Origin of the sequence: Streptococcus sp. 45 (genome assembly GCF_900108865.1) — a bacterium.
Lineage (GTDB): Bacteria > Bacillota > Bacilli > Lactobacillales > Streptococcaceae > Streptococcus > Streptococcus ruminicola.
In genome coordinates this window covers 299182-324077 of record NZ_FNXZ01000002.1, presented here as the reverse complement: position 1 = coordinate 324077, position 24896 = coordinate 299182, and the positions used below count along the sequence as shown (strand labels likewise).

Here is a 24896-nt window from a genome sequence, read left to right as displayed (position 1 = left end):
ACGTACTTATAATGAATTTAAAATCTTAGTTATGTTAACTTTACTATTTTTTCCAAATGGTTCGTAAGAAGCTCTTACTGTCTTTGATTTCGGAAATTGTTTTATGTATATACCATTCTTATTAGGAAAATTTGACCACTTATTACAAGTAAAAAATATTTTATTAGCATACGGTAAATTATTAAATTGTTTTAAATCTCTTTCTGTGCAACCATTTTGATCATTGAATTTTACTAAAATCCTCTTCCAATTAATTCTTTTTATACGTCTCATCCACTTATTATAGGCTTCTTTTTCATCATGATAATGTAAGAAAAAAATTTCAACAGTATTCTTTCCATTCGATAATAAACCTATTGGATATGTACCAAATCGTTTATCTCCACCAACCTCTTCATAATCTTTCCATCTTGAATCTTCGGGTTGAATAAAAGTAAGTTTTCCTTCTATATATCCTTTCAAATCAGATAAAAATTCAATATAATCCTTTGCCATAAAAAACAATCCTACTGTAGGTGACTCTTTAGGCAAGTTATGAGCTTCATAAACCGTTCCACCCCAACAATTATTAGAAATAATTGTAAAATTTTTATCATTTAATTTTTTTCCACGCTTTTTACAAGTTAGCGGGATATAAATTTGATTTCTAAATTTTAAACGAAATAATTCAATAAATGACATCTAAAACCTCCTTAAATAATTATACTTCTATAATTATTATAAAAACAGTAATATTTATTTTTGCATTAATAAAGCATTACTTTCAATATCTTTATTAGCTAAATTAAAAAAGCTAGACTAGAGAAAAGAAATACAGGAACTTTATAACAAAAATATCTTTTTATTCAATATGTATAACATCTAGTATAGTATCAAAAATTTCACCATTACGCTTGAATAATAAATAAACTACCTAAGATAATTCTATCGCACCCAAGTAAATTAAAAGAAATCCTGGTATATACGTTCCAGCTGTTTCACATTATTACTTATATCATACTCTAAAATTTGTTTTCTATTTTTTTCATAGTATGTTTCTCTATCTATATTTACTTTATCTTTTATTCTCAAAATTTCATCAGCCCAAATTTGTGGATCAGCCTCAATTGAAGCCCAACTAATATTACCAAAATCCATTTCACGTGTAACAGTATCTGAAACTAAACACGGTAAACCAGAAATCTGAGCTTCTAGTAGAACTACTGGTAATCCTTCATGAAAAGAAGGTAAGACAAAAAGATCCATAGCTGAGTATAAAGCATTAGGTTCATTTGACTCTCCATACAAAATAATACGATTTTTATGTGGATGAGTTTCGATCAAGGATTTAACTTTTTCAAAATCTGGACCTGTACCAACTAAAAGCAAATATACGTCTTTATTTATCTTAGCAGTTTCTTCAAATACCCGAAGTAAATATGTTTGGTTTTTTTGTTGATTAAAACGGCCGATATGGCCAATTACGTATTTATCTTCTAATTGAAGTTTCTTACGTATGCTGTTTCTTTTATCCAAACTAAACTTAAATTTTTCTGTATGAAAACCATTAGGTAGAACTTCAAAATTATCTTTTCCAAATAACCATTCGCCAGCTAATACCCCACAAGAAAGTGCTTTTGTATAGATTTTGCTAAAATATGGGGCTAAAAACCTATGGACTGTTATATTCGGACAGGTACTATTATGACAGTGAGCTATCCTATTTTTTACACCCGCCAGTTTAGCTATTGTCAATTCAATAGCCATAATAGAACTATTACCATGAACGTGTATAATATCAAATTTTCCAGTCCTTAACGCTTTATATAGATAAAAATAATGTTTTAAAGATTCATGATGACGTGATGGTAACTCAATTATTTTAATTCCATATAAATTACACTCATTCAAATAACGACTTGCTATAGGACTACCTGCTATAATTGTTAACTCATATTTTTTTAGATTTATTGATTTACTATAATTCATAATTACAGCACTAATTCCCATTACATCAAGATGATTTGTAATAAAAGCAACTTTAATTTTTTTCATTTATCCTAGAACACCTATTTTTTTGAACACTTATTTTTTTATATAAATCTTTTTCCTAATTTTCATTGCAGCCGGAATCATCTTTGGGCATACCATCAATACAAATGCACGAATCTTATCTTGAAGAGAAACAGGAACTTTTAATGATTTCCAAAATCCTGATTTAATATTTGCACTACACTCCATATACAATTCACTTTTATAGTTGATTTCACCTGACAAAACCATTGCATCATATGCATCCGAATATGTTCGCCATTTTGCATATTCCCATGCATTTTTTATTTTTTCAGTATTAATAACAAAGCGCTCATTCATATAGTCTAATGCATAAATACCATTAACCCATTTTTCTTCTGAAAATTTAGTCGTAGCACTTAACTCATTGTCGCGTCGATAATAATATACTTTTCTATTGCCCCTTACAACGCTATTCGCTCTTTGAAAACAATCAACATTAAAGTTAAAACCTTCTCCAATAAAAATATCGCTACTAAATAGCAAGTTATTTTTTAAAATAAATTCTCGCTTAAACATTTTACAGTAACATCCAATTGGAACTCTGTAACAAAGAATAGATTCTACAGCCTTTTCAGGTGTCCAAAGTTCTTTTACTTCTTTTGGCACTTGATTTTTATTAAAATTTCCAAACATATCAGTAGTCAGCGATATCTCACTTTCATCACCTATTAATTCGTATAGATATTCAACATAATCTTGCATTACAAAATCATCACCATCAACAAAACACAAATACTGACCTGAAGAATGTTGAATTCCCGTATTCCTTGCCAAGCTTACACCTTCATTTTTTTTATGAACAACCTTTATACGATTATCCTTGTCTTTATAACTATCGCAAATCTGTTTACTATTATCGGTACTACCATCATTCACTAAAATAATTTCAATATTTTCATAGCTTTGACTTATCAATGATTCTATACATTTTTGTAAATATAATCCTGTATTATAAACAGGCACAATAATCGAAATAAGTGGTTTATCGTTTTTTCTCATCTAAAACTCCAATTTTTCCAATACTATTTTTCAAATATTCTTTTGCTTTTTTTCTCTGCTCGTTCAAAAACAAATCTACTTTACCATAATCGATTACTTTGTTCATAATCTGATTAGATTGCTGTACATCATATGTTGCTCTCTCGCTTAATCCAACTCGGTTCAATAAATCCATCAATTTTTCTTCGTTACCATAGCTAGTCCCCACACTCTTGCGAACTAGAGTAACAAATGGCCGATGAGTTATTATTGAGAAAATAGTACCGTGAAATGTGTCAGTAATAATTTCTTCAGCGTTTTTAAAGTATGCAAGAACTTCAAATGGCGAGCAATCAATGAACTTATCAGCTCCCCTTTGAACTCCTCCAATTGCGTATACTTTTAGTCCCTTCTGCTTAGCATATGAAGAAATCCAATCAGCTTCTGCATCTGAAATTCGTCCAGAATATGCGTAAAGAATTAAATATTTTTCTTCTATATTGATGTAAGGAATCTTATCACACTCATTCATATAATCATATGTCAAAACTGGATCAAGATTATATAATGGCTCAGCTTTCGTTAATTCTTTAACAATTTTTCCAGAATTATTGTCACGTACCGAAATTGCATCAAATCGTTTCAAATAAGAAGCAATTTCATCAATTTTTTTATAGTTTGATAATTTTTCTAAAGTAGTATTACCAAAAGAAGCTGCATATGTAATTAATTTTTCAGCATTATTATTCTTTCCAAATAACTCTAGAGAATAACCAACATTAGTATTTTTTTGAATACAATTAAAAACTTCATCACTTCCAATAACTAAACAGTCTAGCTTTGGATTATAATTCATTTCGTCACTAATACCTAAAAAAGGCATGTATTTCTTAGAAAAGTTCTGCTTATGTTTAATAAAAGAAATTTTATGACTTAAAGGAACTTTTTGCTTGAACGTCTCTAAACCTTTATTTATTTTTCGAACTATTTTATTTTTATGTTCATCTCCCGAACTTATTATTGGGGACTCAACATGATAATCTACAAATTGAACTTCGTGACCTTCTTCTTCGATAAGTTGCTTTAATGCGTATGCCTGTAAAAAAGAACCATAATTAGCAATACGCTGCATTGACATAATTCCAACCTTTTTCATCAACTCTCCTTAAATAATTTTCTTACTTCCTCACGAAGTTTATCATTAAACAATTTGTTATTTGATGATTCATTCCCATCAATTTTCAAATCTTGATTTAAATAATTTCCTAATTCTGAAATTTCTGTAACAACTTCGATACTATTGTATCTCTCTTTTACTTGTTGTGCAAAATCCACTTGATGGTCGTTGACATGCTCGTCATATTTCTCTTGTCTTGGCACAACAATCGGCTTTTTACCATTTGCAATAGCGCTCATAAAAGTAGCTGGCCCACCATGCGTAATAATGATATCTGATGTCTCCATCAGCTCATTCATCTTATCAAAGCTAATCAAACTTGACCATTTACAAAACTGGGGTTCATAGGTAGAGTAGCCTGTTTGAATAAAAACGTCGTCTTTTATAACACCTGTTTCAACCAAACGATCAACTTCCTTTATTAATCTATTAAAAGGCTGTTCGTGTGTACCAACAGTAACAAAAATCATTAAAATATACTCCCTAAATTAATAGCCTTTGGATAAACTTTTTTCATTTCTTCCCACTGCACGATAAATTTATCGGTTACAGGATATACTAATTTACCTGTGACAGTTGGTTTATCGATTCTATCAAAAACTTCAATATAAACTGTCTTAGCCCCAAATAGTTTACCAATGTAAAAGAATGGCACAGCAACAGCAGCTCCAGATGAAATAATCACATCAGGCTTTTCTTTTTTTAATACTTTAATAGCTAGAAAAGTATTTTTAATTAAATTTTTTAAGTTTCGATTTGTAGGAAAGTGACAAGAATACATTTTTTCGTCTTTTAAGATGCTTCTTGCATCCTCTTTATCAAAGGTTACCCAAAAACGTTCTTCATCCTTCCAAAATGGTTTTAGCATGTTTAGATGTGCTAAATGCCCTCCAGATGACCCTACTAAACAAATTTTCATTTTTTCTCCTAAACTAAATAAAAAGAGAGTTGCAGATTTTATCTGCTTCCCTCTCTTTTCAATACTACTTTTACTGTTTTTGCAATGATTTTGATATCATCGCTGATACTCCAGTTTTGAATGTACTTCATATCAAGAGCAACAACTTCTTCAAAGTCGGTGATATCACTACGACCACTGACTTGCCAAAGTCCTGTGATACCAGGTTTTGTTGTCATTCGTTTGAAATGATGTAATTCATAATGGCGATACTCATCAAGCGTTGGTGGGCGAGTCCCAACAACAGACATTTCACCTTTTAGCACATTGATAAACTGTGGTAGCTCATCAAGGGACCAATCGCGAAGCTTGTGTCCAAACGGAAAGATTCGAGGGTCATCTTCCATTTTAAACATCAAATTAGTATCCAAATCGTTTTGCGCTAACAGTTCTTTTTTACGTTCTTCTGCATCTGTATACATGCTTCTGAACTTGTAAATATTAAAGATTTTACCATTTTTACCGACACGTTTTTGCTTGAAAATCAACGGTCCTGGTGACTGTTTCTTAACAATTGGAGCAATGATAACAGCTACAATACCTGTTATGATGATTCCCACAATCGCACCAAGAATATCAATCATACGTTTCAAAACAAGCTGACGACATTTAACGATATTAGTTGCCGTCGTCACAAAAGTAATGTCATCTAACTTCTTAATCACGCTGTCAGCAACATAGTAATCTGAGTAATTGCCAATCTTGACCGTTGTTGGAATGCCGAGTAGACGGATGTACCTAGCAACTTCTCTGAAGTCAGAACGATAATCTTTATTAACATAAATCTCATCAACCTGATGGTTAGCCACAAAGTCACGAATCTCATCGAGTTCCCAGATAACTGGGTACTCCAAATCGCTACGCTTATTGTGACTAACATAAGCAAGTACCTGGTAATTGCTGCTCTTAAGCACTTCTTCAAGTTTGTCTTCGTCACTAAAATCTGTCACCAAAATAATTTTCTTAGAATCTGATTTCTTAGGCTTAAGACATCTCTTGAAAAAAACTCGTCCAAAAAATACTAAAGCCGTCACAACAAGGAAAAGATACACCAAGAAGTAATAAGACATACTTGAAATATCATGGATAAATCTAAATTTTCCTAAAATCAGAACTAATGAGAGCAGAACAACCGTTCTAGTACCATAGACAATTGATGCTTTAAGCTCTTGAAAATAACCTCTATTTAAAACATTTGAATACTCATCATTTAAGACACTGATAAGGGCTAGAAGAGCTGCAAAAATGATGCCAAAGAAATTACTCCCAAAAAAGTGATAGGGATAAAAACTTGCCAAAATCTTATAAGCTACTAATAGCGCTACAATGTCAGATAGAAGATAATAAACTTTCTTTTTCGAATCTTCGCTATACATTCTCCCTATCCCTTTCAAACTTTACATATATAGCTTATTTTTTTGCTTTTTTACGGCTAGATTTATCTGACTTTTCTTTTTCATCTTTACCGTATTTTCCGTAACCATATCCATAGCCATAACCGTAGCCATAACCATATCCATACTTATCAGCTTTAAAGTCAAAGCGATTAAGGATAACGCCTAGGAATACTGAACCACTTTGTTCAAGTTGATCTTTCAGTTTTGTAAGGGTACGACGTTTATCGACACCAGGTTTTGTGACCAAAAGGCTAGCATCTGAACTATGAGCGATGATGGCGGCATCGACCACACGACCAAGTGGCGGTGTATCGATAATGACATAATCATAAAGATCACGGACAGTCTCAATCATCTTGTCGTAGTTATCATTTTGAATCAGTGATGTGGGATTAGGTGGAATCTTCCCTGCTGGGATGACCATAAGATTATCAACCGTTGTATCGCAAATAACATCAGATAACTCAGCATTACCTGATAGGTAACTTGTCAAACCTTCATAGCGTTCTTGTGATTTGAAAGTTCCTGACATAACAGAGTTACGTGTATCAGCGTCAATCAAAAGCGTACGAAAACCTGCTTTTGCAAAAGAAACAGCTAGGTTAGTCGCTGTAGTTGATTTACCTTCACCTGGTTGAGCAGACGTTAAAGTAATCACTTTAAGGTTACGACCGCTAAATTGAATATTAGTGCGGATAGAATTGTAATATTCTTCCAATGACTTAACCATTTGAGCTTTGGCTCTAACTAATTCTAATTGTGGCATGAGTTATACAATTCCTTTCCTTATAATTTATCGACGTCTGGTACCACACCAAGAAGGGTCATACCAAGAACTTCTTCGATATCTTCTGGACGACGCACACGATCATCAAGCACTTCTGCTACTAAGATACCAACAACGGCTAAGAATACTCCAGCAAGAGCTCCGATAGCTGCATTTTTCTTAACATTTGGTGATGATGGGTGACTTGGTTTTGTTGCAGATTCAAGTGTTGTTACGTCATCAACTTTTGTAACAGCTTTAATCTTTTCAGCGGCAACTTCTCGAACAGTATTTGCAATATCACATGCTCTTTGAGCATCTGTATCAGTGACTGAGATAGAAATCACACGTGTGTCTGTTGGAATATTAACTGCGATTTCACCAGACAGTTGACCAGCTGACATTGATAATTTTTCTTGATCAATAACTGATGCTAAAACTTCACTTGATGTGATGACTTCTTTGTAATCGTTAACCAAGTAAGAACCTGCTTGGAGGTCTTGGTTAGTTAAGGTTGCATCACTACTTCTGCTAACCACGTAAATACGAGTAGTAGATGTGTATTTTGGTTTAATGAAGAAAACACTACCTAGTAAAGCAATTGTCCCAACCAAAAGGCCAACAAAAACGATGAAGAATTTTTTACTCCATAACTTTCTTAACAAGTACAAAACGTCAATTTCAATACTTGCGTTGTCATTTGTATTCATATAAACTCCTATAAATCTTTATTTTCTAATAAGGTTTTCGCATTTCCTTCAAAAAGGGCATCAGCACGTTTTCCACCAAAGTCTTTAGTAATAATCTCACGTGCTTGATCCATATAAGGTGGACGAGGTCCTAAGTTATGCATATCACTTGAAATGATATGAACTAGATTTTTCTCTAAGAAATAACGTGCTCGTTTTTTAAAGACACGGTACTTATCACCAAAAAGTCTTGGCTTTAAGACATGGGCACTATTAATCTGTGTGTAGCAGCCCATGTTAATCAACTCTCGCACACGGTCTTCTCGATTTTCAAGGGCATTGTAACGTTCGATGTGAGCAATGATTGGTGTCACACCAAGCATGAGGACTTTATTGACCGCCTCATGAATCTCTTTCCATGGTGTTGTCATGCTAAACTCAATCAAAGCAAACTGAGTATCTGCCATTCGAGGGACTTTATGATGTTCTAACTTATCAAGTAGAGCATTATTATAGTAGAGTTCACCACCATATAAAATGGTTAAATCGTCATACTTAGCTTCTGCTGCTTCTTTAACTTGCTTAAAGTTAGCAAAGATTTTCTCTTCTGAGGTCTTAAATAAATCACGTCTACGATGTGAAGTTGAGACAATGGTCCGCACCCCTTGGCGATAGCTTTCACCGATAAGGGCTAAACTTTCTTCTATAGTAGAAGGACCATCATCGACATCAAAGACGATGTGCGAGTGAATATCTATCATCTAACTTATTTACCTTCCATAACATCTTTAATGGCTTGCGAAGCTTTAGCAACACTAGCATCATCTAGCTGAATCATATAAAGACTTGATGATGGCATCGCATATGACGTTAACTGACCAGTTGAACCCGTACCAGTGACTTCCTGTGACGTTACAGTAAATTTCTTACCTGAGTCCAATTGAGTATTGACTAACTTCATCATGGTATCCAATTTCATATTTGTCTGAATAGAATCTTGAACATTAGAAATAACTGTTGAGTAGTTTGAAACTGATTTTAATGAAGTTATCTTATCAAGAATAGCTTGAATAACTTTCATCTGGTTATTACCGCGGTCATAGTCACCATGTTCAAGGCTATAACGTTCACGAACAAAACCAAGAGCTTTATCAGAATCAAGAGTCACATTTCCAACTGGAAATTCATAGTTACCATGGAGACTTGTAAATGCCTGGCTATTATAAACAGTCACACCACCTAGTGCATCAATCAACTTCAAGAAAGAATCAAAGTTTAGGCGAGCATAGTAGTCAATGGTGATACCATAGAGATTTTCAAGAGTCTTCTCTGAGGTTTCAACACCATAAATACCAGCGTGGGTTAATTTATCGTATTGATCAGCACCGCCATCTGGAATCTTAACATAAGCATCTCGAGGCGTTTCCGTCATCAAAATCTTATGAGTATTCATATTAACTGTTAAGATTAAGTTGACGTCTGAACGTGAGACCGTTGAGATTGAACCGTAGGTATCAATACCACTAATATAAATGTTAAAGACATTTGAATCATGTGCTTTGGCTTCATCTTTGATACTTGTCTTAATCTTATAAGAATAGATGGCCTTAAGATTTGATTGGTAGTTCTCATAAGACATTTCAAGCAAGCTTGAATAAGCACTGTTAAAGACCATAGCCTTGCTTGATCCATTAACTAAGTTCTCATAAGCAGCTTGATAAGAATCAACTTTTTCTGTCGCTAAGTCTACTCCCTTTTCTGACTTAATGTGAGACAACAGTTCATTGATATTGCTACCGTCAGCATCTGTCGGTGCTTGAACACTTGTGAGGTCAGATACATCATTAACTGAGCTATTACTTGGAACAACTACGCTCATCTCAATCTCTGAGTAAGATGCCGTTTCATTCATATTATGTGCCACATCAACCAAAGACTTAAAAGCAAAGAGGGAAACTGCAGCAATGATTGAAAAGACAACCAAAAGCACTGTTGTTAGAACTCTGCTTTTTTTAAGAATGCTCAATGTTAGACACAAAACAAAAATAGCTACTAATATAATAGTATAAACAACGTTAAGATGTCTAAAGGCCAAGATATGATGAGCATACATCATATAAGTGGCCAGACCAGCAAGCACAGCATACAAGACTAAAAGCGCCGCATTCACAATCTTTAAATCAGCAAACCGAGAGCGTCGCCGTGAGCTCTTACGGTGCTTGTGATGACTACTGTGATGGTGACCATGGTGATTACCATGATGATGTGAGTAAGTCGGCATTTTAATAAATCTCCGCTTCCTAATTAATTGTTAACGTTCTTATTTTAGCACTTTATAAGAGTTGTTGCAATTTCAAAAAAATCTGAAACTTTACACGATAATTCGTATACTTTTTATAAATATTAGTTTTGACAACGTTTTACTTCCTTTAAAAATACCATTTTTATGGGTTTGTTACGTTTTGGTTACGTTTTTGAAAAGAAGTCATCTTTATGTAATCGTTCGGTTTTAGATGTTGTTTTTTGTACATTTTTAAAATTTTGTCCATTTTTAGAGAATATTTCCAAACAAAACATTATTCCCACTATTAAAACAGCAAGCGCAATCATTAGAAAAAATCATTCTATTTTTGTCTAAACTTTTAATCGAAAAGTTCGTTTTTTTATCGCTTTCACATCTACTACATTTCCACTACTTGCGGGATTTACGATTTTGAGCTAAACTAAGGCTATGAGAATACAACAATTACATTACATCGTTAAAATCGTGGAAACAGGCAGTATGAACGAGGCTGCAAAGCAACTCTTCATCACGCAACCCAGTCTATCAAATGCCGTTCGTGATTTGGAACGCGAGATGGGGATTGAGATTTTCATTCGTAATCCTAAGGGAATCACTCTAACTAAAGACGGGGTCGAGTTTCTTTCTTATGCGCGTCAAATCCTTGAGCAGACGGCGCTTTTAGAGGAACGTTATAAGAGTAAAAATACCAACCGTGAGCTTTTTAGCGTCTCAGCGCAGCACTATGCTTTTGTGGTCAATGCTTTTGTTTCCCTTCTGAAAAAGACAGATATGACACGTTACGAGCTTTTCCTTCGTGAAACCCGAACGTATGAAATCATTGATGACGTCAAAAATTTTCGTTCTGAAATCGGGGTGCTTTTCCTAAACAGCTACAACCGTGATGTCTTGACAAAGATGTTTGATGACAATCATTTGACTTATACCAGTCTTTTCAAAACTCGTCCGCACATTTTTGTCAGTAAAAACAATCCGCTAGCTGAAAAGTCACTTGTGACTATGGAAGATTTGGAAGAATTTCCATACCTTAGCTATGACCAAGGGATTCATAACTCTTTTTACTTCTCTGAAGAAATCTTGTCACAAATTCCACACAAAAAATCAATCGTTGTCAGTGACCGTGCGACCCTTTTTAATCTCTTGATTGGTCTTGACGGTTACACTATCGCTACAGGTATCTTAAATAGCAACCTCAACGGCGATGACATCGTCTCAATTCCACTTGACGTTGAAGATATGATTGATATTGTCTACATTCGCCACGAAAAAGCTAATCTCTCAAAAATGGGAGAACGCTTTATCGATTACTTACTTGAAGAAGTACAATTTGATAAATAAAAAGTTCTTGGACTTTGTCCAAGAACTTTTTATGCTTCATTGTCTTAATTCATGCTTTATTATCTCATTGATTTTGTCAAAATAGAAGGCCTCTGTGTCATATTTAACGCCTGCATAAAGGGCTAAATCAATGATTTTATCTAGAAAGGCTTGCGATGAGAAATTCGTTGTGCGATGAAGTTCTTCTTCATCAAATGGTTTAATCAGATGAGCAAGAGGGTTTCGGACAGATTTCTCAAATTGACGAAGCTCTGTGATTAAGTTTTTAATACGATCTGGCAACTGACTGTATTGCAAGAGCTCTGCTAAACTACGAGACGTCACCTTTGCATCACGGCGAATCACCAAATACTTATGAAAAATAGGATAGTCGCTCTGCTTCATTTCTGTAAAAAGCCAAGTATCATACTGATCATTTTTAGCATCATGGATAAACTCGTCTAGATTAGGAATCTCACGCTTTGCTAAGCGATAAAAAAGGCGGTAAAGAATTGGGCTAACTGAGCGGACAAAATCAATGATATTACCATTTCTAATTTTCGCTTCTAGGTCCATGATATAGTTGGCCAATTGTTCTTCTTGCCTATGATTCGTAATCAAATCAAAATCATAATGACGCCAAATAGCCTTGTTTTCAGATTGATGAGCAAAAAGGAAATCAACGTTTAATTCACGACGCTCTTTTAGCATTTCTAAAAGATAGCGGCTTGTCGATGGAAAATCTGCATGCTGCTCTGCTATTTTCCAAGCGTGATTATAAGCATAGACATCCAAAAGGATGTCTATCGTCTCGTATATTTCTTGCATTAATCAGCAATAAGAGTCTCAAGACCAACTTTCATCATGTCTGTGAAAGTTGTTTGACGTTCTTGAGCTGTTGTGTCTTCGTCAGCAACCAAGCTATCAGAGATTGTCATGATACCAAGTGCTTGAACACCGTGTTTGGCAGCGAGATAGTAAAGTGCAGCTGCTTCCATCTCAACGGCTTTCACGCCAAGTTGACCAAGTTTGATGTTGTTTTCTGCGAAATCAGAGTAAAAAGCATCAACTGACAAGACGCTACCAACGTGTGTTGTCATGCCAAGATCTTTAGCGATGTGGTAAGCTTTATCAAGCAATGTGAAGTCTGCGATTTGTGGGAAATCGTATTGTGGCCATTCGTTTTTAATCATGCTTGATGTTGTTGCGGCTGCTTGCGCAAGGACAAGTTCACGCACGTGAACGTCTTTATTAAGTGAACCTGCTGTTCCGACACGGATTAATTTTTTAACACCGTATGATTGGATAAGTTCAGTCGCATAGATTGAGATTGAAGGCATCCCCATACCTGTTCCCATAACGCTGACGCGTTCACCTTTGTAAGTACCAGTGAAACCAAGCATTCCGCGAACGTTGTTAAAGCAAACAGCATCTTCAAGGAAGTTTTCTGCGATGAATTTTGCACGGAGTGGGTCTCCTGGAAGTAAGATTTTATCTGCGATTTCGCCTTGTTTGGCTTCGATATGGATTGACATAAATTTTCCTTTCAATATATTCAATAAGTTTTTTGATGACAATAGCTAGCGCTACTGCGAGCAATAAGACTGGCAAGGCTTGAAGCTTCTGTCCCGTAAATGAGATAACTAAGCCAACCGCTGTCAGCGGTGCATTCATGGTAATAGCGAGAAAGACGCTTGAGCCGATTAACATAGCCGAAGTCATAGAAAGTCCTGAAAAGGCAAGCTGACAAAGACAAGCACCCAAGAAACCAAGGACAGCTCCCATTGAAAATGAAGGCGTCAAGGTACCACCGTAAGCACCATTTTTTAGCGTCAACAAAACCAAGCAAGCTTTGATGAGTAAAATGGCAAAAGCATACCAGACTCCCATGCCATCAAAGACAGCTTGTGCCAAAGCTCCGCCATTTCCCAAAATCTCTGGAAAATAAAGAGCAAAACTAGCTAAAAGTAGGAAAGTTAAGGGTAACTTCCACAAAATAGCTTGATGCGTCTCTTTACCTGCTTGTACTTTTTGCGTCAAGCGGCGGAAAATGTGAGCAAGCGGGGTGATGAGGGCAGCAAGAAAGATAGCTAAGAGGCATGTCCCTAGGTTAAGTGAGACTTGTCCAGCATGGTACAGGGGTGCATCTGAGATGACAAGCCCTGCTACCAAACTCGCTAAATAAGTCGTCAGCGATACCCAAAGGACATTTAAAAAAGATAACCCTAAGCCAAGCGTCTCAAAAGCAAAGAAAATACTAGCAATTGGCACCTGATAAACAGCTGCCAAACCAGCTGACGCCCCACAGATAATGGCGAGACGTCGATCTGGCAAGCTAAGCTTGAAGTGGTCAGACAAGCGACCAGCGCCAAGAGCTCCTAACTCTCGTGGCGCCCCTTCTTTTCCGATGGGTGAGCCTGCACCAACTGATGCCACTTGTAAAAAGATATTAGCCAAATGAATCAAGAGTGCTGGGCGTTCCGCCTCTATAGTATCAGCTTTCACCTGAGCTTTGACAGAGATAATCTGACGATTCTTGCGCTGCAAGACATACCAAATGGTAGCTGAGACGCAGCCTGCTAGTACAATTAAGATAAACTGTCTTTGGGAAACAGCTAGCGCTTTTGCCTCTTCACCGTGGCCTAAGACGACTTTCTCAACCACTTCTAAAAATTCATGAAGTAGAATGCCGCCAAGACCTGCGACGACTGCTGTCAGCACTAATACTGACAAAAAGCGCCAGTTATAGGACCAGTCGTGATTTTTATCTGATGTTGTCATCATTTTTTAGTAATAAATACTAATGTATCTGATTATAGTTCTGCTAAAACAGCTTTAACGAGTGTCTTGAAGTCTTCTTTGATTTGTTGAGTCACTGCTACGACTTCTTCGTGGTTAAGTGAGCTTTGGAAACCAGCGGCGTGGTTTGTGATTGCAGAAATTCCCAAAACTTTCAAACCAGAGTGAGCGGCAACGATAACTTCTGGAACTGTTGACATACCAACTGCGTCTGCACCAAGTGTTTGGAAGGCGCGAATTTCTGCAGGTGTTTCATAACAAGGACCTGACACACCAAGGTAAACCCCTTCGTCAAGTTTGATACCGATTTTTTCAGCAACTTTGTGAGCAATGGCACGGTAGTCTGCTGTATAAGCATCTGACATATCTGGGAAGCGTGGTCCGAAGTCATCAAGGTTAGCACCGATCAGTGGGTTTTGACCTGTCATGTTGATGTGGTCTGAGATAGCCATCAAAGTACCAGGACCAAAGCCGATACCACCAGCTGCGTTTGTTACGATAAGACCTTTACAACCAAGGGCTTTCATCACGCGCACTGGGAAAGTTACCAATTCCATTGGGTTACCTTCGTAGAAGTGGAAACGCCCTTGAAGAGCAAGGACTTTGTGACCACCAAGATCACCATAAACCAATTGACCTGCGTGACCTGCTACTGTTGATTTACCCCAGTTTGGGATTTTTTCGTAAGGGATGACAACTGCATTTTCGATTTCTTCGGCAAGTTCACCAAGACCTGAACCTAGGATAAGTCCGAATTCTGGAGCATCACAAGCTTGTGAGACTAAAAACTGACGTGCTTCTTCAATTTTTTCAATAATTGTAGACATGTATTACCTCTTATACTAATTTATCTAAGAATGATTGACCAATCATCGCTTTTTCAACGCCAAAGTTTTCGGCGATTGTTGCTGAGATATCAGCGAAGTGTCCGACTGGCAAGACACCATTGCCTTTGAAGGCTGGGCTGTAAGCCAACAATGGGATGTATTCACGTGTGTGGTCTGTACCTGTGTAAGTTGGGTCATTACCGTGGTCTGCTGTAATCAAAAGAAGGTCATCTTCTTTCATGTTTTCCAAGATTTCAGGCATGCGTTTGTCAAAATCTTCAAGGCAATCACGGTAACCAGCAGCGTTACGACGGTGACCATACATAGCGTCGAAGTCCACTAGGTTTGTAAATGACAAACCTTTTGTGAATTCAGGCAACTGCATTGTTTTAAGAAGGGTATCAACACCGTGCATGTTTGATTTGTTGTGGCCCATATCATTTGTGATACCTGAACCGTTGAAGATATCATTGATTTTACCAACGCCGTATGTTGGCACACCAGCGTCAGCTAATTTGTTAAGAACAGTTGGTCCAAATGGTGACAAAGCATAGTCACGACGGTTAGCTGTACGCGTAAAGTTACCTGGTTCACCAACGTATGGACGAGCGATGATACGACCAAGAAGAGCAGGACGTTCTTGAGTGATTGAACGGGCGTATTCACAGATTTTGTAAAGTTCTTCTACTGGAATAACGTCTTCGTGAGCAGCAATTTGAAGAACTGGGTCAGCTGATGTGTAGATAATCAATTCGCCAGTTTCCATTTGACGTGGTCCGAAGTCATCGATGACAGCTGTTCCTGAGTATGGTTTATTAGCTTCACGAATGACTTTACGACCTGAAAATTCTTCGATTTTTGTCAAGATTTCTTCAGGGAAGCCACCAAGGAAAGTATCGAATGGTTCTGTAATATTAAGTCCCATGATTTCCCAGTGACCTGTCATTGTGTCTTTACCAAGTGATACTTCTTCCAGTTTTGTTGCATAACCAGTTGGTTTAGCTTCAGCTGGAACAGTTTTTAAAGGTGTTTCACGCGGAATATTTCCAAGACCGATTTTAGCCATGTTTGGAACGTTAAGTCCGACTGTTTTTGAAATGTGACCAAGTGTGTCTGAGGCACCATCAGGGACACCAGCATTGACAAAATTATTGGCATCTGGTGCTGCACCAATTCCGACTGAATCAAGCACAACAAGGTGAATACGATTAAAAGTTGACATAATTTTCCTAATCTAGGGTGGTTACGGTTGGCACCCAAAACCTCCTAATCAACTGCAAGGTATGCAGGATTAGAAATGATAATTTGATTTTTTGCGATAACATAGCAAACAGGAGACTATCGGCTATTCTTAGTCAAACCATCTCCTGTAAACTTTCTTTATTTAGCTTCTAAAATTTTAACGCCGTCTTTACCAGCAACGATGACTTTGTTAACCATACCATTGAAGAGACCGTGTTCAACAACACCGACCATGGCTTTCAATTCTTTACCGAGTTCAACTGGATTTTCAATGATGCCAAGGTCAAGGTCGATGATATAGTTTTTCATATCAGTGACAAAGCGTTCGCCGTTTGCCATGCGGTATGATGGTTTGTAACCTTTTTTCTCGAATTCACGGAAAATGCGGTCAGCACCATATTGCACAACTTCAACTGGCAATTTGAAAGCACCGAGTGTGTCGACCATTTTAGATTCGTCAACAACCCAGATATATTCTTTACTTGGTGTAGCAACGATTTTTTCCATAAGAAGGGCACCGCCGCCACCTTTGATACCGTTGAAGTTTTTATCCACTTCATCAGCACCGTCAACAGTCACATCGATCACATCAATATCATCAACGGCTTTCAAAGGAATACCAAGACCTTCTGCTTGAGCTGTTGTTTGGCTTGAAGTTGTGACACCGACAACTTTAAGACCTTCTTCTTTCATACGACGACCGATTTCTTCAACGAAGAAATATGCTGTTGAACCAGTTCCAAGTCCAACGACCATGCCGTCTTTCACATACTGAGCAGCTGTAACACCAGCCATTTTTTTAAGTTTTTCCATAACAACCTCACCTAAATTTATATGTAAAACAAAAATTACCTATTTCCAACTAACTATTATACCATGATTTAGGGTGTTTTCGCTACAGGGGATTACTCAAAAATCGCTTTTCTGCTCCTTTACTTTCAATCCTCTTCTATTGCTTGAAAATCTTATTTGCGTTACAATTAAATAAGATATTTTTTGAAAAACTAGATTGGAATGACATAAATGATTACAAAAGAATTCGACACAATTGCTGCGATTTCAACACCTTTAGGGGAAGGGGCTATCGGAATTGTCCGACTTTCTGGGACTGACGCGTTAGCTATTGCCCAAAAAGTTTATCGTGGTAAAGATTTGTCAAAAGTTGCCTCACATACGATTAATTACGGGCATATTGTTGACCCTGATAATGATGAAATTCTCGATGAGGTTATGGTCTCTGTCATGTTGGCACCAAAAACGTTCACACGTGAAAACGTCATTGAAATCAACACGCACGGTGGGGTTGCTGTTACTAACGAAATCTTGCAACTCCTTCTTCGTCAAGGCGCTCGTCTTGCTGAACCTGGTGAATTTACAAAACGTGCTTTCTTGAATGGTCGTGTGGACTTGACTCAAGCGGAAGCCGTTATGGATATCATCCGTGCTAAAACTGATAAAGCCATGAATATCGCTGTTAAACAACTTGATGGTTCGCTTTCAAAACTTATCAATGATACCCGTCAAGAAATCCTAAACACCCTTGCTCAAGTTGAGGTAAACATCGATTACCCTGAGTACGACGACGTGGAAGAAATGACAACAGCTCTTATTCGTGAAAAAACACAAGAATTCCAAAGCCTTTTGGAAAATCTCTTGGCTACTGCAAAACGTGGTAAAATCCTTCGCGAAGGTTTGTCAACTGCTATCATTGGTCGTCCAAACGTTGGGAAATCAAGTCTTTTGAACAATCTGCTTCGTGAAGACAAAGCTATCGTTACTGACATCGAAGGAACAACTCGTGACGTGATTGAAGAATACGTCAACATCAAAGGTGTGCCTTTAAAATTGGTCGATACCGCTGGTATTCGCGAAACAGATGACGTGGTTGAAAAAATCGGTGTGGAACGTTCTAAAAAAGCTCTTGAGGAAGCTGATTTGGTCCTTCTTGTCCTTAACAGCTCTGAACCGCTAACCGACCAAGACCGTGCTCTTCTTGAACTTAGCAAGGATAGCAACCGCATTATCTTGCTTAATAAAACTGATCTACCAGAAAAAATCGAAGCTGATGAGTTGCCTGATGATGTGATTCGCATTTCAGTTCTTAAAAATCAAAACATTGATTTGATTGAAGAACGTATCAACCAACTCTTCTTTGACAACGCTGGTATCGTTGAAAAAGACGCAACATACCTTTCAAATGCACGTCACATCGGTTTGATTGAAAAAGCTGTACAAAGCTTGCAATCAGTCAACGAAGGACTTGAAGCTGGTATGCCAGTTGACCTTCTACAAATTGACTTGACACGTTGTTGGGAAATTCTTGGAGAAATTACTGGTGAAGCAGCACCAGACGAGCTCATCACAAAACTCTTCACACAATTCTGTCTTGGAAAATAGGAAAAACTCGCCAGACGATGGCGAGTTTTTTAATACCTATTTTTCTAAAATAGCTTTGACACGCTTTTGAAGATCTGGGATGACTTCTTCTTCAAACCATGGATTCTTGCGCTGCCAAATGTTGTTTCGTGGCGATGGGTGCACCAATGGGAAAAATTCTGGCAAATAATCTTTATAGTGTTTGACGGTATCCGTAAGCTTAGCTGAAGATTTTTGCTTCAAATAATAGCGTTGCGCATAAGAACCAACTAAAATATGCAACTCTATATTGGGTGCTAAAGCTAGGGTGCGCTTGTGCCATTTATCCGCAAAACCTTTTCGCGGCGCTAAATCACCTGATTTCCCCTTACCTGGGAAATAATAATCCATTGGTACCACCGCAAAAAGTCCAGAGTTATAAAATGTCTCACGGTCAACGCCTAACCATTTTCGTAAATTATCCCCACTCGGGTCATTCCAATAAAGTCCTGATTCTTGTGCTCGAATACCTGGAGCTTGGCCAACAATATTGATACGAGCGGTTTTTGGAACAGTAAAAAGTGGCTTAATACCTTGCTCGGTGTATGAAGCATTTTGCTCATCAGCCATAATATCTGCCACTAATTGTTCAAGGGTATCCATACAATCACTTCTTCCTAAAAAATAAAGAAGAGTCTTTTGCTAACGCAAAAGCCCTCTTCTTTTTTCTATATTATTTGATCAATTCATAAAGTGCTTCAGCGTAGATAGCAGCTGCACGGTAAAGATCTTCAACATCTGCGAATTCGTTTGCTTGGTGCATTGTGTTCACGTAGTCTGGGAACATTGCACCGAAGGCAACACCGCGTTTAAGAAGACGACCAAATGTACCACCACCGATAACTTGTTCGTAACCTTTCAAGCCAGTTTGTTTTTCGTAAACTGAAAGAAGTGTTGAAACCAATGGATCATCAGCTGGAACATAGTGTGGAGTGTGTTCGTGCTCTGACAATGTCACTGCTGTCACACCATCAAGTTTTTCAAGCTCAGCTTTGATTGTTTGAGCATCAGTACCTTGTGGGTAACGGAAGTTAAGTGTGATTGTGTTGTCATCTGAGTTACGGTCAAATTTGAAGACACCAGCGTTCATGCTGAGGGCACCCATTTTAGCGTCTGTGTAAGCAACACCAAGGTTTTCACCAGCAAAGTCTTTGTGAAGAACATTAGCTGTTGTGTCAAGGTAAACTTTAGCAGCACCGTCAAAGGCAAATTGATCCAAGAATTTAGCAAGGTAAGTTGCTGCGTTAAGACCAAGTTCTGGAGTTGAACCGTGAGCTGATTTACCGATAACAGTTGCGCGGAAAGCATCGCCTTCTTGAACAAGTTCTGCTTCAAGGTTTTCAGCAGCGGCAAAGGCAGCCAATTTTTCTTGAAGGTCAGCCAAAGTGCTGTCAGCTGTGAATACTGCAGTTGCTGATTCTGGAACCATGTTATCACGAAGACCAGCTTCAAAAGTATTCAAAGTGAAAGCACCGTTGTTTTCACCTGCGAAGTGAAGGTATTCAGTAATGTTACCTTTTTCACCATTGATGATTGGGAATTCAGCATCTGGAGAGAATCCAAAATCAGGATCTTTCAAGCCATTGTGTGCGAAATAGTATTCCATATCGCCCCAACCTGATTCTTCGTCAGTACCAACGATGAAACGAACACGTTTAGATACTGGCAAACCAAGGTCTTTGATGATTTTAAGAGCATAGTAACATGCCATTGTTGGACCTTTGTCATCTGAGGAACCACGCGCATAAAGACGACCGTCTTTAATAACTGGTTCGTAAGGGTCAGTTTCCCAACCGCTACCTGCAGGCACAACGTCTAAGTGAGCAAAGATACCAAGTACTTCGTCACCTTCACCAAATTCAAAGTCACCAGCGTAGTTGTCGATGTTACGAGTTTTGTAGCCATCGCGTTCAGCCATTGCAAGGAAGTGTTCCAAAGCTTTTGCTGGACCAGGTCCGAATGGGTGCTCTTTATCAGCTTTGCTGTCATCACGTTCAGAGTTGATGCGCAAAAGTGCAAAGAGGTCTTCCATCATGGCATCTTTACGTTTTTCAACTTCTGCTTTAAAGTCTACTGTCATTTCTTATAACTCCTCCATAAATGTAGCTTCTCTTTCACAGAAAAGCCACGTCATTTTATCTTTTGAGCCAACTTACCAATAGTAACTCATATTTTAAGATTTGTAAACCTAGTTTGGTAAATTCTTCACTAAGTTTTATGCATAAAGCTTAAAAAGTTCTGCTTATCGACGTTCGATGATTTCATCCACTGGCAAACGATAACTTGGTTCTGGTTTATCATCGCTGTAACCAACTGTTATCAAAAGTTCTGGACGGAAACGTTTGTCAATTCCTAGAATGTCATTTGGCAGAGATTTGTCAAAACCAAGAATAATATTTGATGAAATATCTTGGTCAGTCAAAGCTAGAACCAGATTCATCGCAACAATACCAGCATTGAGTGCTAGGTATTCGCCTTTACGTTTGTCATCATATTCTGCATAACGTGCTGGCAAAGTTTCCATATAATATTCTAGCTTGGCATTGTCCAATGATTTGACACCAATGCGAGCAATCTTGCGAGAGCGTTGTACTAAATCAGTATCTGTAAAGAGTGCCACAACATATTGAGCTTCTTCAACTTGTTTTTTGTTAATATCTGGGAGATGTTCAGCCAGTTCTGCTTTTTTCTCTTCAACAATCACAAATTTCCATGGTTGAATGTTATTAGCACTAGGTGCTAAGGTAGCAATTTCAATAGCAGTACGTAAATCTTTATAGTCTACGGGTTTGTCATTGAAAGTTTTGACGGCATGGCGCTTTTTGTTCAATTCTAGAAATTTCATAAGCGACCCTCCTTTTTTAATTCTATGCTCTTTTATTTTATCATTTTTTGGAAGAGTTTACAGCTATTTTGCACGGCTGCTGATTCAAAAATTAAGTCGACTTAAAAAGAAAAACCAGAACTTGCGTTCTGGTTATCAGTTATTATTTCATCGTTTTTTTCTTAATGAGGTAAGCTAGGGTTGCTAGCCATGAGAGGATGTTCACGACAATCAATGCCTTAAACCAAGTGCTGATGTGGTAGGTAATGGTTAGCGTGTTTTTTCCTGCTTTTTGCATCACGGTTGGTGTGCCAATACCAGATAAAGAATAATCCTTATCACTCAGTTTTTTGCCGTTAAGCGTCAACTCAGTATCCTTATACTTAACAGCTGGGATGATCGCCCAATCGCTGGTATCTGCATACCAAGTGAAGGTTAGCTCATTATCCCCTTGTGTTTTTTTGAATAAATCGGTATGGCCTAAGACAAATTCTTCATACAAGACGTATTTGTTTTCTTTGTTTGATTTATCAGCAGGCAAGTAATCTGGCGTTGATTTTGACACAATATCCAGCAGTTTAAATTTATCTGAGTCGTAAAAGCTTGCTCGCACATCGGCAGGATTTCCCCAGATAAAGGTGTGCTTCTTACGTTGAATTGGGTATTTAGTATTGTAATACTCATCAATCTTTTCGCTCTGCAATTGTGATAACTGTGCTAGGCTTAAAACATTGATGACAATTAATCCGACAGTAACGATTTTTGACCATTTTTTATCAAAATAACGATCTAAAACCATAGCCGCTGCTAAAAGCAACAAGACAGTGGCTGGCACAAAGAAACGAAATGGAAATTGAATCAGATTAACCAGCGGAAGATTCAATTGGTTGACCGTATACCAAGGGAAAATACTGCTTGATAACACCAAGAAAAGGAAAAATGCCCCTGTCACCACGCGCAGCAATTGATCAAAATGACGCCAGTGTCTAAATGAAAAGTACAGTTGATACAAAAGTACCAAAACAAGCGCCTTAGGCGTTAACAACCACTCGATACTGCGTTGGTTGACGGTCATAATGTACAATTTTGAATTGATGAATGGCTCAACCAAATTGTTGCTACGTCCAACATCAATCAAAGCTGCCCAGACATTTGCCGTTAGTAAAAGGCTAAGCAAAACAGCTTGAACGCCCTTAATAAAGACTTCTTTTTTCTTGTCAGATTTGAAAAATCCGTACAAGTAAAATGGCAAGTAGGCGACAATCAGCAAGAAACAGCTGAGCATATGCACCTGCATCATAACTGCCACTGCTACTGCCAAGCGCAGCACACCTACTTTTTTCGTTCTGATAAAGTCAACAGCTGGGATTAAACACCATGGCATAAAAGCTGCGCCCCAACTTGAGAAACCTTGTCTAAAGGTCCAGTACTGAACCGAAAACGTCATCATGTAAAAGGCTGCTACTCCAAGGGCTATTTTCGATTTGACAGAAGCTCTGCGATTCAAACGATACATCGAAAAGCCAGCAATCACACTCAACAAGAAACGTGACAAAAGCTGATAGGTATACCAGTTTTTGCTGATGAGTACCAAAATCCCTTGAAAATAAGCAAAATACGGGCCATATAAAGCATTAACAATTCGACCTGAACTATAAAAGCCATATAAGGAAATGAAGTAGCTAAAATTTCCAGTCTTAAGTTGCATCGCTGTCTCATAGAAACGATTGTAGTGAAAGAGAAAATCACTACCCGCAATAACACCACGAGACGTTAATTGGGGAAGCAAGAGTAACACGGCGACCAAAACAATCACAATGCTTGGAAGCCAAGTGCTCTTTTGACTTAACTGAGAGAGGCCTTGCTTCATTTTTTTAAACATGCGTATCTCCTTAAAAATCCCTATCCATGTTAGCACAGTTTAAAATAGATTACAATCAGAAAAAAGAAAGTTTTATGAAAGTTTTCAATTTACTTTTCCATTTCTTCAGCTTTATAAGCTCTTTTCTCATTTTCTCGACATCATCACATTTTACAAATGCAACTTTTTGTTCAGCTGTTAATGATATCATTTTTTCTTTTCCTAAAATTATAGTTAAATTTTTAACGATTTCTCTTTTAGCTTTTTCGTCATAATAGTTAAATATAAACTTATACTTTCCGCCTCTTTCTTCGGCTAACTTAAAACATTTTTTGAAAATTTCCTTATCTAAAGGATCGACCGAGTGTCCAAAAACAATAATATTCATATCATCGACAGATTTCCCTGAATCTTTAGGATTTTCAAAGAATTTCCTATAGTCGCTTCCTGTCTCTTTTATTATTCTTTGATAAAATTTTTGATAGGAGATTAAATCAGGGTTAATGTTTTCAGTTTTCTCCTCTTTATCCTCTTTGTCCTCTTTATCCTCAATACCAAAAACCATAGTATTAATTGATTTTTTATCACGAGCAAAATCAATTCTTCCATGAATAAAATGAGTATTTTCTTCAGAAATACCAAATAGTCTATTCGCAGTATCTGTGTAGTTGAATGTTAACACTTTTGCTTTTTCAAGCCCTTCAATAGCATCAAGATTACTTCCTTTTTTCTTTATTTTTTGTTTCTCAAAATCTAATTTATCAAGATAAGTTAAGTAAAACTCTAGATAATCAGTCAACTCTTCAAGTGCTCGAATAAATTCTTCATTGCACTTGTCCATGACTTTTTGAAAGCCACTATCATCTAAAACCTGCGAATATTCAGGAACAATCTTTACTATGTTATTTTTCAAATATTTTATTGCTGTAAAATTTGATTCACCCTTAAAATCAGTATCTAATGTCCCTCTCTCCTTAAAAAAGGCAATAGCTTCTGCAATATCAGAAATTACAAGCTCAATACTTGACCATTTTTTGCCAAGTTTTTTTTCATTTTTATTTATATATTTCCAAAAAAGATTTTTGCGAATTTTTGAAAAGTAGTCAACTTTTTCAATCTTTTTCTCTTGAATTAAGCCATCAATTATTTCAGCATCAAAATCATTTCTTTTTGAAACAGATATTAAATCCAAAAATCTTAAAAAGTCTCCATAACTGGTTTTTCGTCCCATCGCTAAATCAAAGCCGTTTCCTAATATTAAAATATTTTCTACCACAAATTATCTCCTT

24 protein-coding genes are annotated in these 24896 nt (G+C 37.1%); 2 read left to right on the top strand and 22 right to left on the bottom strand.

All coding sequences use genetic code 11. The features are described from left to right. Positions 1-6: 6 nt before the first annotated feature. The 11 genes from BMX18_RS05340 to BMX18_RS05290 all read right to left on the bottom strand — a co-directional run bounded on the left by BMX18_RS05340 (position 7) and on the right by BMX18_RS05290 (position 10301). Positions 7-681 (bottom strand): DUF1919 domain-containing protein, encoded by a 675-nt coding sequence (locus tag BMX18_RS05340; protein ID WP_093815483.1) that lies wholly within the window; start codon positions 679-681, stop codon positions 7-9. 261 nt (positions 682-942) lie between these two features. Next, positions 943-2034, bottom strand: a complete 1092-nt coding sequence (locus tag BMX18_RS05335) for a glycosyltransferase family 1 protein (RefSeq protein WP_093815481.1) — start codon at positions 2032-2034, stop codon at positions 943-945. A gap of 30 nt (positions 2035-2064) precedes the next feature. Continuing rightward, positions 2065-3054, bottom strand: coding sequence for a glycosyltransferase family 2 protein (locus BMX18_RS05330; RefSeq protein WP_093815479.1), 990 nt, complete (start codon positions 3052-3054; stop codon positions 2065-2067). Next, entirely contained in the window at positions 3038-4189 is a 1152-nt protein-coding gene (locus BMX18_RS05325; protein ID WP_093815477.1) for a polysaccharide pyruvyl transferase family protein, read from the bottom strand. Before BMX18_RS05325 ends, BMX18_RS05330 begins: the two co-directional genes overlap by 17 nt. Next, positions 4189-4680, bottom strand: a complete 492-nt coding sequence (locus BMX18_RS05320; protein WP_093815475.1) for a glycosyltransferase — start codon at positions 4678-4680, stop codon at positions 4189-4191. The genes BMX18_RS05325 and BMX18_RS05320 overlap by 1 nt, the downstream gene beginning before the upstream one ends. Next, positions 4680-5129, bottom strand: coding sequence for a PssD/Cps14F family polysaccharide biosynthesis glycosyltransferase (gene pssD, locus BMX18_RS05315; RefSeq protein WP_093815473.1), 450 nt, complete (start codon positions 5127-5129; stop codon positions 4680-4682). The genes BMX18_RS05320 and pssD overlap by 1 nt, the downstream gene beginning before the upstream one ends. Positions 5130-5167: 38 nt before the next feature. Continuing rightward, positions 5168-6544, bottom strand: a complete 1377-nt coding sequence (locus BMX18_RS05310) for a sugar transferase (RefSeq protein WP_093815471.1) — start codon at positions 6542-6544, stop codon at positions 5168-5170. Positions 6545-6578: 34 nt separating this feature from the next. After that, positions 6579-7331, bottom strand: a complete 753-nt coding sequence (locus BMX18_RS05305) for a tyrosine-protein kinase (RefSeq protein ID WP_093815469.1) — start codon at positions 7329-7331, stop codon at positions 6579-6581. 20 nt (positions 7332-7351) lie between these two features. Then, positions 7352-8041 (bottom strand): Wzz/FepE/Etk N-terminal domain-containing protein, encoded by a 690-nt coding sequence (locus tag BMX18_RS05300; protein WP_093815467.1) that lies wholly within the window; start codon positions 8039-8041, stop codon positions 7352-7354. A gap of 8 nt (positions 8042-8049) precedes the next feature. Next, positions 8050-8781 (bottom strand): capsular polysaccharide biosynthesis protein Cps4B, encoded by a 732-nt coding sequence (gene cps4B / locus BMX18_RS05295; protein WP_093815465.1) that lies wholly within the window; start codon positions 8779-8781, stop codon positions 8050-8052. Between the two features lie 5 nt (positions 8782-8786). After that, on the bottom strand, positions 8787-10301 hold the full coding sequence (locus BMX18_RS05290; RefSeq protein WP_093815463.1) for an LCP family glycopolymer transferase CpsA: 1515 nt from the start codon (positions 10299-10301) through the stop codon (positions 8787-8789). Between the two features lie 450 nt (positions 10302-10751). Between BMX18_RS05290 and BMX18_RS05285 the strand changes: the two genes are divergently transcribed. Beyond that, complete coding sequence (locus tag BMX18_RS05285) at positions 10752-11660, top strand: LysR family transcriptional regulator (RefSeq protein ID WP_039697075.1); 909 nt, start codon at positions 10752-10754, stop codon at positions 11658-11660. A 36-nt stretch (positions 11661-11696) separates the two neighbouring features. On the opposite strand, the gene BMX18_RS05280 is transcribed toward BMX18_RS05285, so the two are convergent. The 6 genes from BMX18_RS05280 to rpiA all read right to left on the bottom strand — a co-directional run bounded on the left by BMX18_RS05280 (position 11697) and on the right by rpiA (position 17320). Next, a complete protein-coding gene (locus tag BMX18_RS05280) occupies positions 11697-12467 on the bottom strand; it encodes a LytR family transcriptional regulator (protein ID WP_093815461.1) in 771 nt (256 codons plus the stop codon). Then, positions 12467-13174: a purine-nucleoside phosphorylase gene (gene deoD / locus BMX18_RS05275; protein ID WP_014334572.1), complete on the bottom strand. Its 708-nt coding sequence runs from the start codon at positions 13172-13174 to the stop codon at positions 12467-12469. The genes BMX18_RS05280 and deoD overlap by 1 nt, the downstream gene beginning before the upstream one ends. Further along, positions 13131-14423 carry a chloride channel protein gene (locus BMX18_RS05270; RefSeq protein ID WP_093815459.1) on the bottom strand — a complete coding sequence of 431 codons (1293 nt, stop codon included), beginning with the start codon at positions 14421-14423 and terminating at the stop codon, positions 13131-13133. Before BMX18_RS05270 ends, deoD begins: the two co-directional genes overlap by 44 nt. Positions 14424-14452: 29 nt before the next feature. After that, positions 14453-15265, bottom strand: coding sequence for a purine-nucleoside phosphorylase (locus BMX18_RS05265; protein WP_074482086.1), 813 nt, complete (start codon positions 15263-15265; stop codon positions 14453-14455). Positions 15266-15275: 10 nt separating this feature from the next. After that, entirely contained in the window at positions 15276-16487 is a 1212-nt protein-coding gene (locus BMX18_RS05260) for a phosphopentomutase (RefSeq protein WP_093815457.1), read from the bottom strand. Positions 16488-16645: 158 nt separating this feature from the next. After that, the gene (rpiA, locus tag BMX18_RS05255) at positions 16646-17320 is read right to left on the bottom strand and encodes a ribose-5-phosphate isomerase RpiA (protein WP_093815455.1); all 675 of its coding nucleotides are present in this window, start codon (positions 17318-17320) and stop codon (positions 16646-16648) included. 210 nt (positions 17321-17530) lie between these two features. Between rpiA and mnmE the strand changes: the two genes are divergently transcribed. Further along, positions 17531-18904: a tRNA uridine-5-carboxymethylaminomethyl(34) synthesis GTPase MnmE gene (mnmE, locus tag BMX18_RS05250; RefSeq protein WP_093815453.1), complete on the top strand. Its 1374-nt coding sequence runs from the start codon at positions 17531-17533 to the stop codon at positions 18902-18904. A 36-nt stretch (positions 18905-18940) separates the two neighbouring features. On the opposite strand, the gene BMX18_RS05245 is transcribed toward mnmE, so the two are convergent. The 5 genes from BMX18_RS05245 to BMX18_RS05225 all read right to left on the bottom strand — a co-directional run bounded on the left by BMX18_RS05245 (position 18941) and on the right by BMX18_RS05225 (position 24883). Then, positions 18941-19525, bottom strand: a complete 585-nt coding sequence (locus BMX18_RS05245; protein ID WP_093815451.1) for a uracil-DNA glycosylase family protein — start codon at positions 19523-19525, stop codon at positions 18941-18943. A 70-nt stretch (positions 19526-19595) separates the two neighbouring features. After that, positions 19596-21002, bottom strand: coding sequence for a dipeptidase PepV (gene pepV / locus BMX18_RS05240; RefSeq protein ID WP_074563476.1), 1407 nt, complete (start codon positions 21000-21002; stop codon positions 19596-19598). 162 nt (positions 21003-21164) lie between these two features. After that, entirely contained in the window at positions 21165-21767 is a 603-nt protein-coding gene (locus tag BMX18_RS05235) for a nitroreductase family protein (RefSeq protein ID WP_039697084.1), read from the bottom strand. Between the two features lie 142 nt (positions 21768-21909). Continuing rightward, a complete protein-coding gene (locus BMX18_RS05230) occupies positions 21910-23628 on the bottom strand; it encodes a hypothetical protein (protein WP_093815449.1) in 1719 nt (572 codons plus the stop codon). A gap of 55 nt (positions 23629-23683) precedes the next feature. Next, on the bottom strand, positions 23684-24883 hold the full coding sequence (locus BMX18_RS05225) for an AbiH family protein (RefSeq protein WP_093815447.1): 1200 nt from the start codon (positions 24881-24883) through the stop codon (positions 23684-23686). Positions 24884-24896 lie beyond the last annotated feature (13 nt).

What these genes read in the sequence shown, in the direction of transcription:
- BMX18_RS05340 (WP_093815483.1), bottom strand. Translation starts at nt 681, where the DNA reads ATGTCATTTATTGAATTATTTCGTTTAAAATTTAGAAATCAAATTTAT.
- BMX18_RS05335 (WP_093815481.1), bottom strand. Translation starts at nt 2,034, where the DNA reads ATGAAAAAAATTAAAGTTGCTTTTATTACAAATCATCTTGATGTAATG.
- BMX18_RS05330 (WP_093815479.1), bottom strand. Translation starts at nt 3,054, where the DNA reads ATGAGAAAAAACGATAAACCACTTATTTCGATTATTGTGCCTGTTTAT.
- BMX18_RS05325 (WP_093815477.1), bottom strand. Translation starts at nt 4,189, where the DNA reads ATGAAAAAGGTTGGAATTATGTCAATGCAGCGTATTGCTAATTATGGT.
- BMX18_RS05320 (WP_093815475.1), bottom strand. Translation starts at nt 4,680, where the DNA reads ATGATTTTTGTTACTGTTGGTACACACGAACAGCCTTTTAATAGATTA.
- pssD (WP_093815473.1), bottom strand. Translation starts at nt 5,129, where the DNA reads ATGAAAATTTGTTTAGTAGGGTCATCTGGAGGGCATTTAGCACATCTA.
- BMX18_RS05310 (WP_093815471.1), bottom strand. Translation starts at nt 6,544, where the DNA reads ATGTATAGCGAAGATTCGAAAAAGAAAGTTTATTATCTTCTATCTGAC.
- BMX18_RS05305 (WP_093815469.1), bottom strand. Translation starts at nt 7,331, where the DNA reads ATGCCACAATTAGAATTAGTTAGAGCCAAAGCTCAAATGGTTAAGTCA.
- BMX18_RS05300 (WP_093815467.1), bottom strand. Translation starts at nt 8,041, where the DNA reads ATGAATACAAATGACAACGCAAGTATTGAAATTGACGTTTTGTACTTG.
- cps4B (WP_093815465.1), bottom strand. Translation starts at nt 8,781, where the DNA reads ATGATAGATATTCACTCGCACATCGTCTTTGATGTCGATGATGGTCCT.
- BMX18_RS05290 (WP_093815463.1), bottom strand. Translation starts at nt 10,301, where the DNA reads ATGCCGACTTACTCACATCATCATGGTAATCACCATGGTCACCATCAC.
- BMX18_RS05285 (WP_039697075.1), top strand. Translation starts at nt 10,752, where the DNA reads ATGAGAATACAACAATTACATTACATCGTTAAAATCGTGGAAACAGGC.
- BMX18_RS05280 (WP_093815461.1), bottom strand. Translation starts at nt 12,467, where the DNA reads ATGCAAGAAATATACGAGACGATAGACATCCTTTTGGATGTCTATGCT.
- deoD (WP_014334572.1), bottom strand. Translation starts at nt 13,174, where the DNA reads ATGTCAATCCATATCGAAGCCAAACAAGGCGAAATCGCAGATAAAATC.
- BMX18_RS05270 (WP_093815459.1), bottom strand. Translation starts at nt 14,423, where the DNA reads ATGATGACAACATCAGATAAAAATCACGACTGGTCCTATAACTGGCGC.
- BMX18_RS05265 (WP_074482086.1), bottom strand. Translation starts at nt 15,265, where the DNA reads ATGTCTACAATTATTGAAAAAATTGAAGAAGCACGTCAGTTTTTAGTC.
- BMX18_RS05260 (WP_093815457.1), bottom strand. Translation starts at nt 16,487, where the DNA reads ATGTCAACTTTTAATCGTATTCACCTTGTTGTGCTTGATTCAGTCGGA.
- rpiA (WP_093815455.1), bottom strand. Translation starts at nt 17,320, where the DNA reads ATGGAAAAACTTAAAAAAATGGCTGGTGTTACAGCTGCTCAGTATGTG.
- mnmE (WP_093815453.1), top strand. Translation starts at nt 17,531, where the DNA reads ATGATTACAAAAGAATTCGACACAATTGCTGCGATTTCAACACCTTTA.
- BMX18_RS05245 (WP_093815451.1), bottom strand. Translation starts at nt 19,525, where the DNA reads ATGGATACCCTTGAACAATTAGTGGCAGATATTATGGCTGATGAGCAA.
- pepV (WP_074563476.1), bottom strand. Translation starts at nt 21,002, where the DNA reads ATGACAGTAGACTTTAAAGCAGAAGTTGAAAAACGTAAAGATGCCATG.
- BMX18_RS05235 (WP_039697084.1), bottom strand. Translation starts at nt 21,767, where the DNA reads ATGAAATTTCTAGAATTGAACAAAAAGCGCCATGCCGTCAAAACTTTC.
- BMX18_RS05230 (WP_093815449.1), bottom strand. Translation starts at nt 23,628, where the DNA reads ATGTTTAAAAAAATGAAGCAAGGCCTCTCTCAGTTAAGTCAAAAGAGC.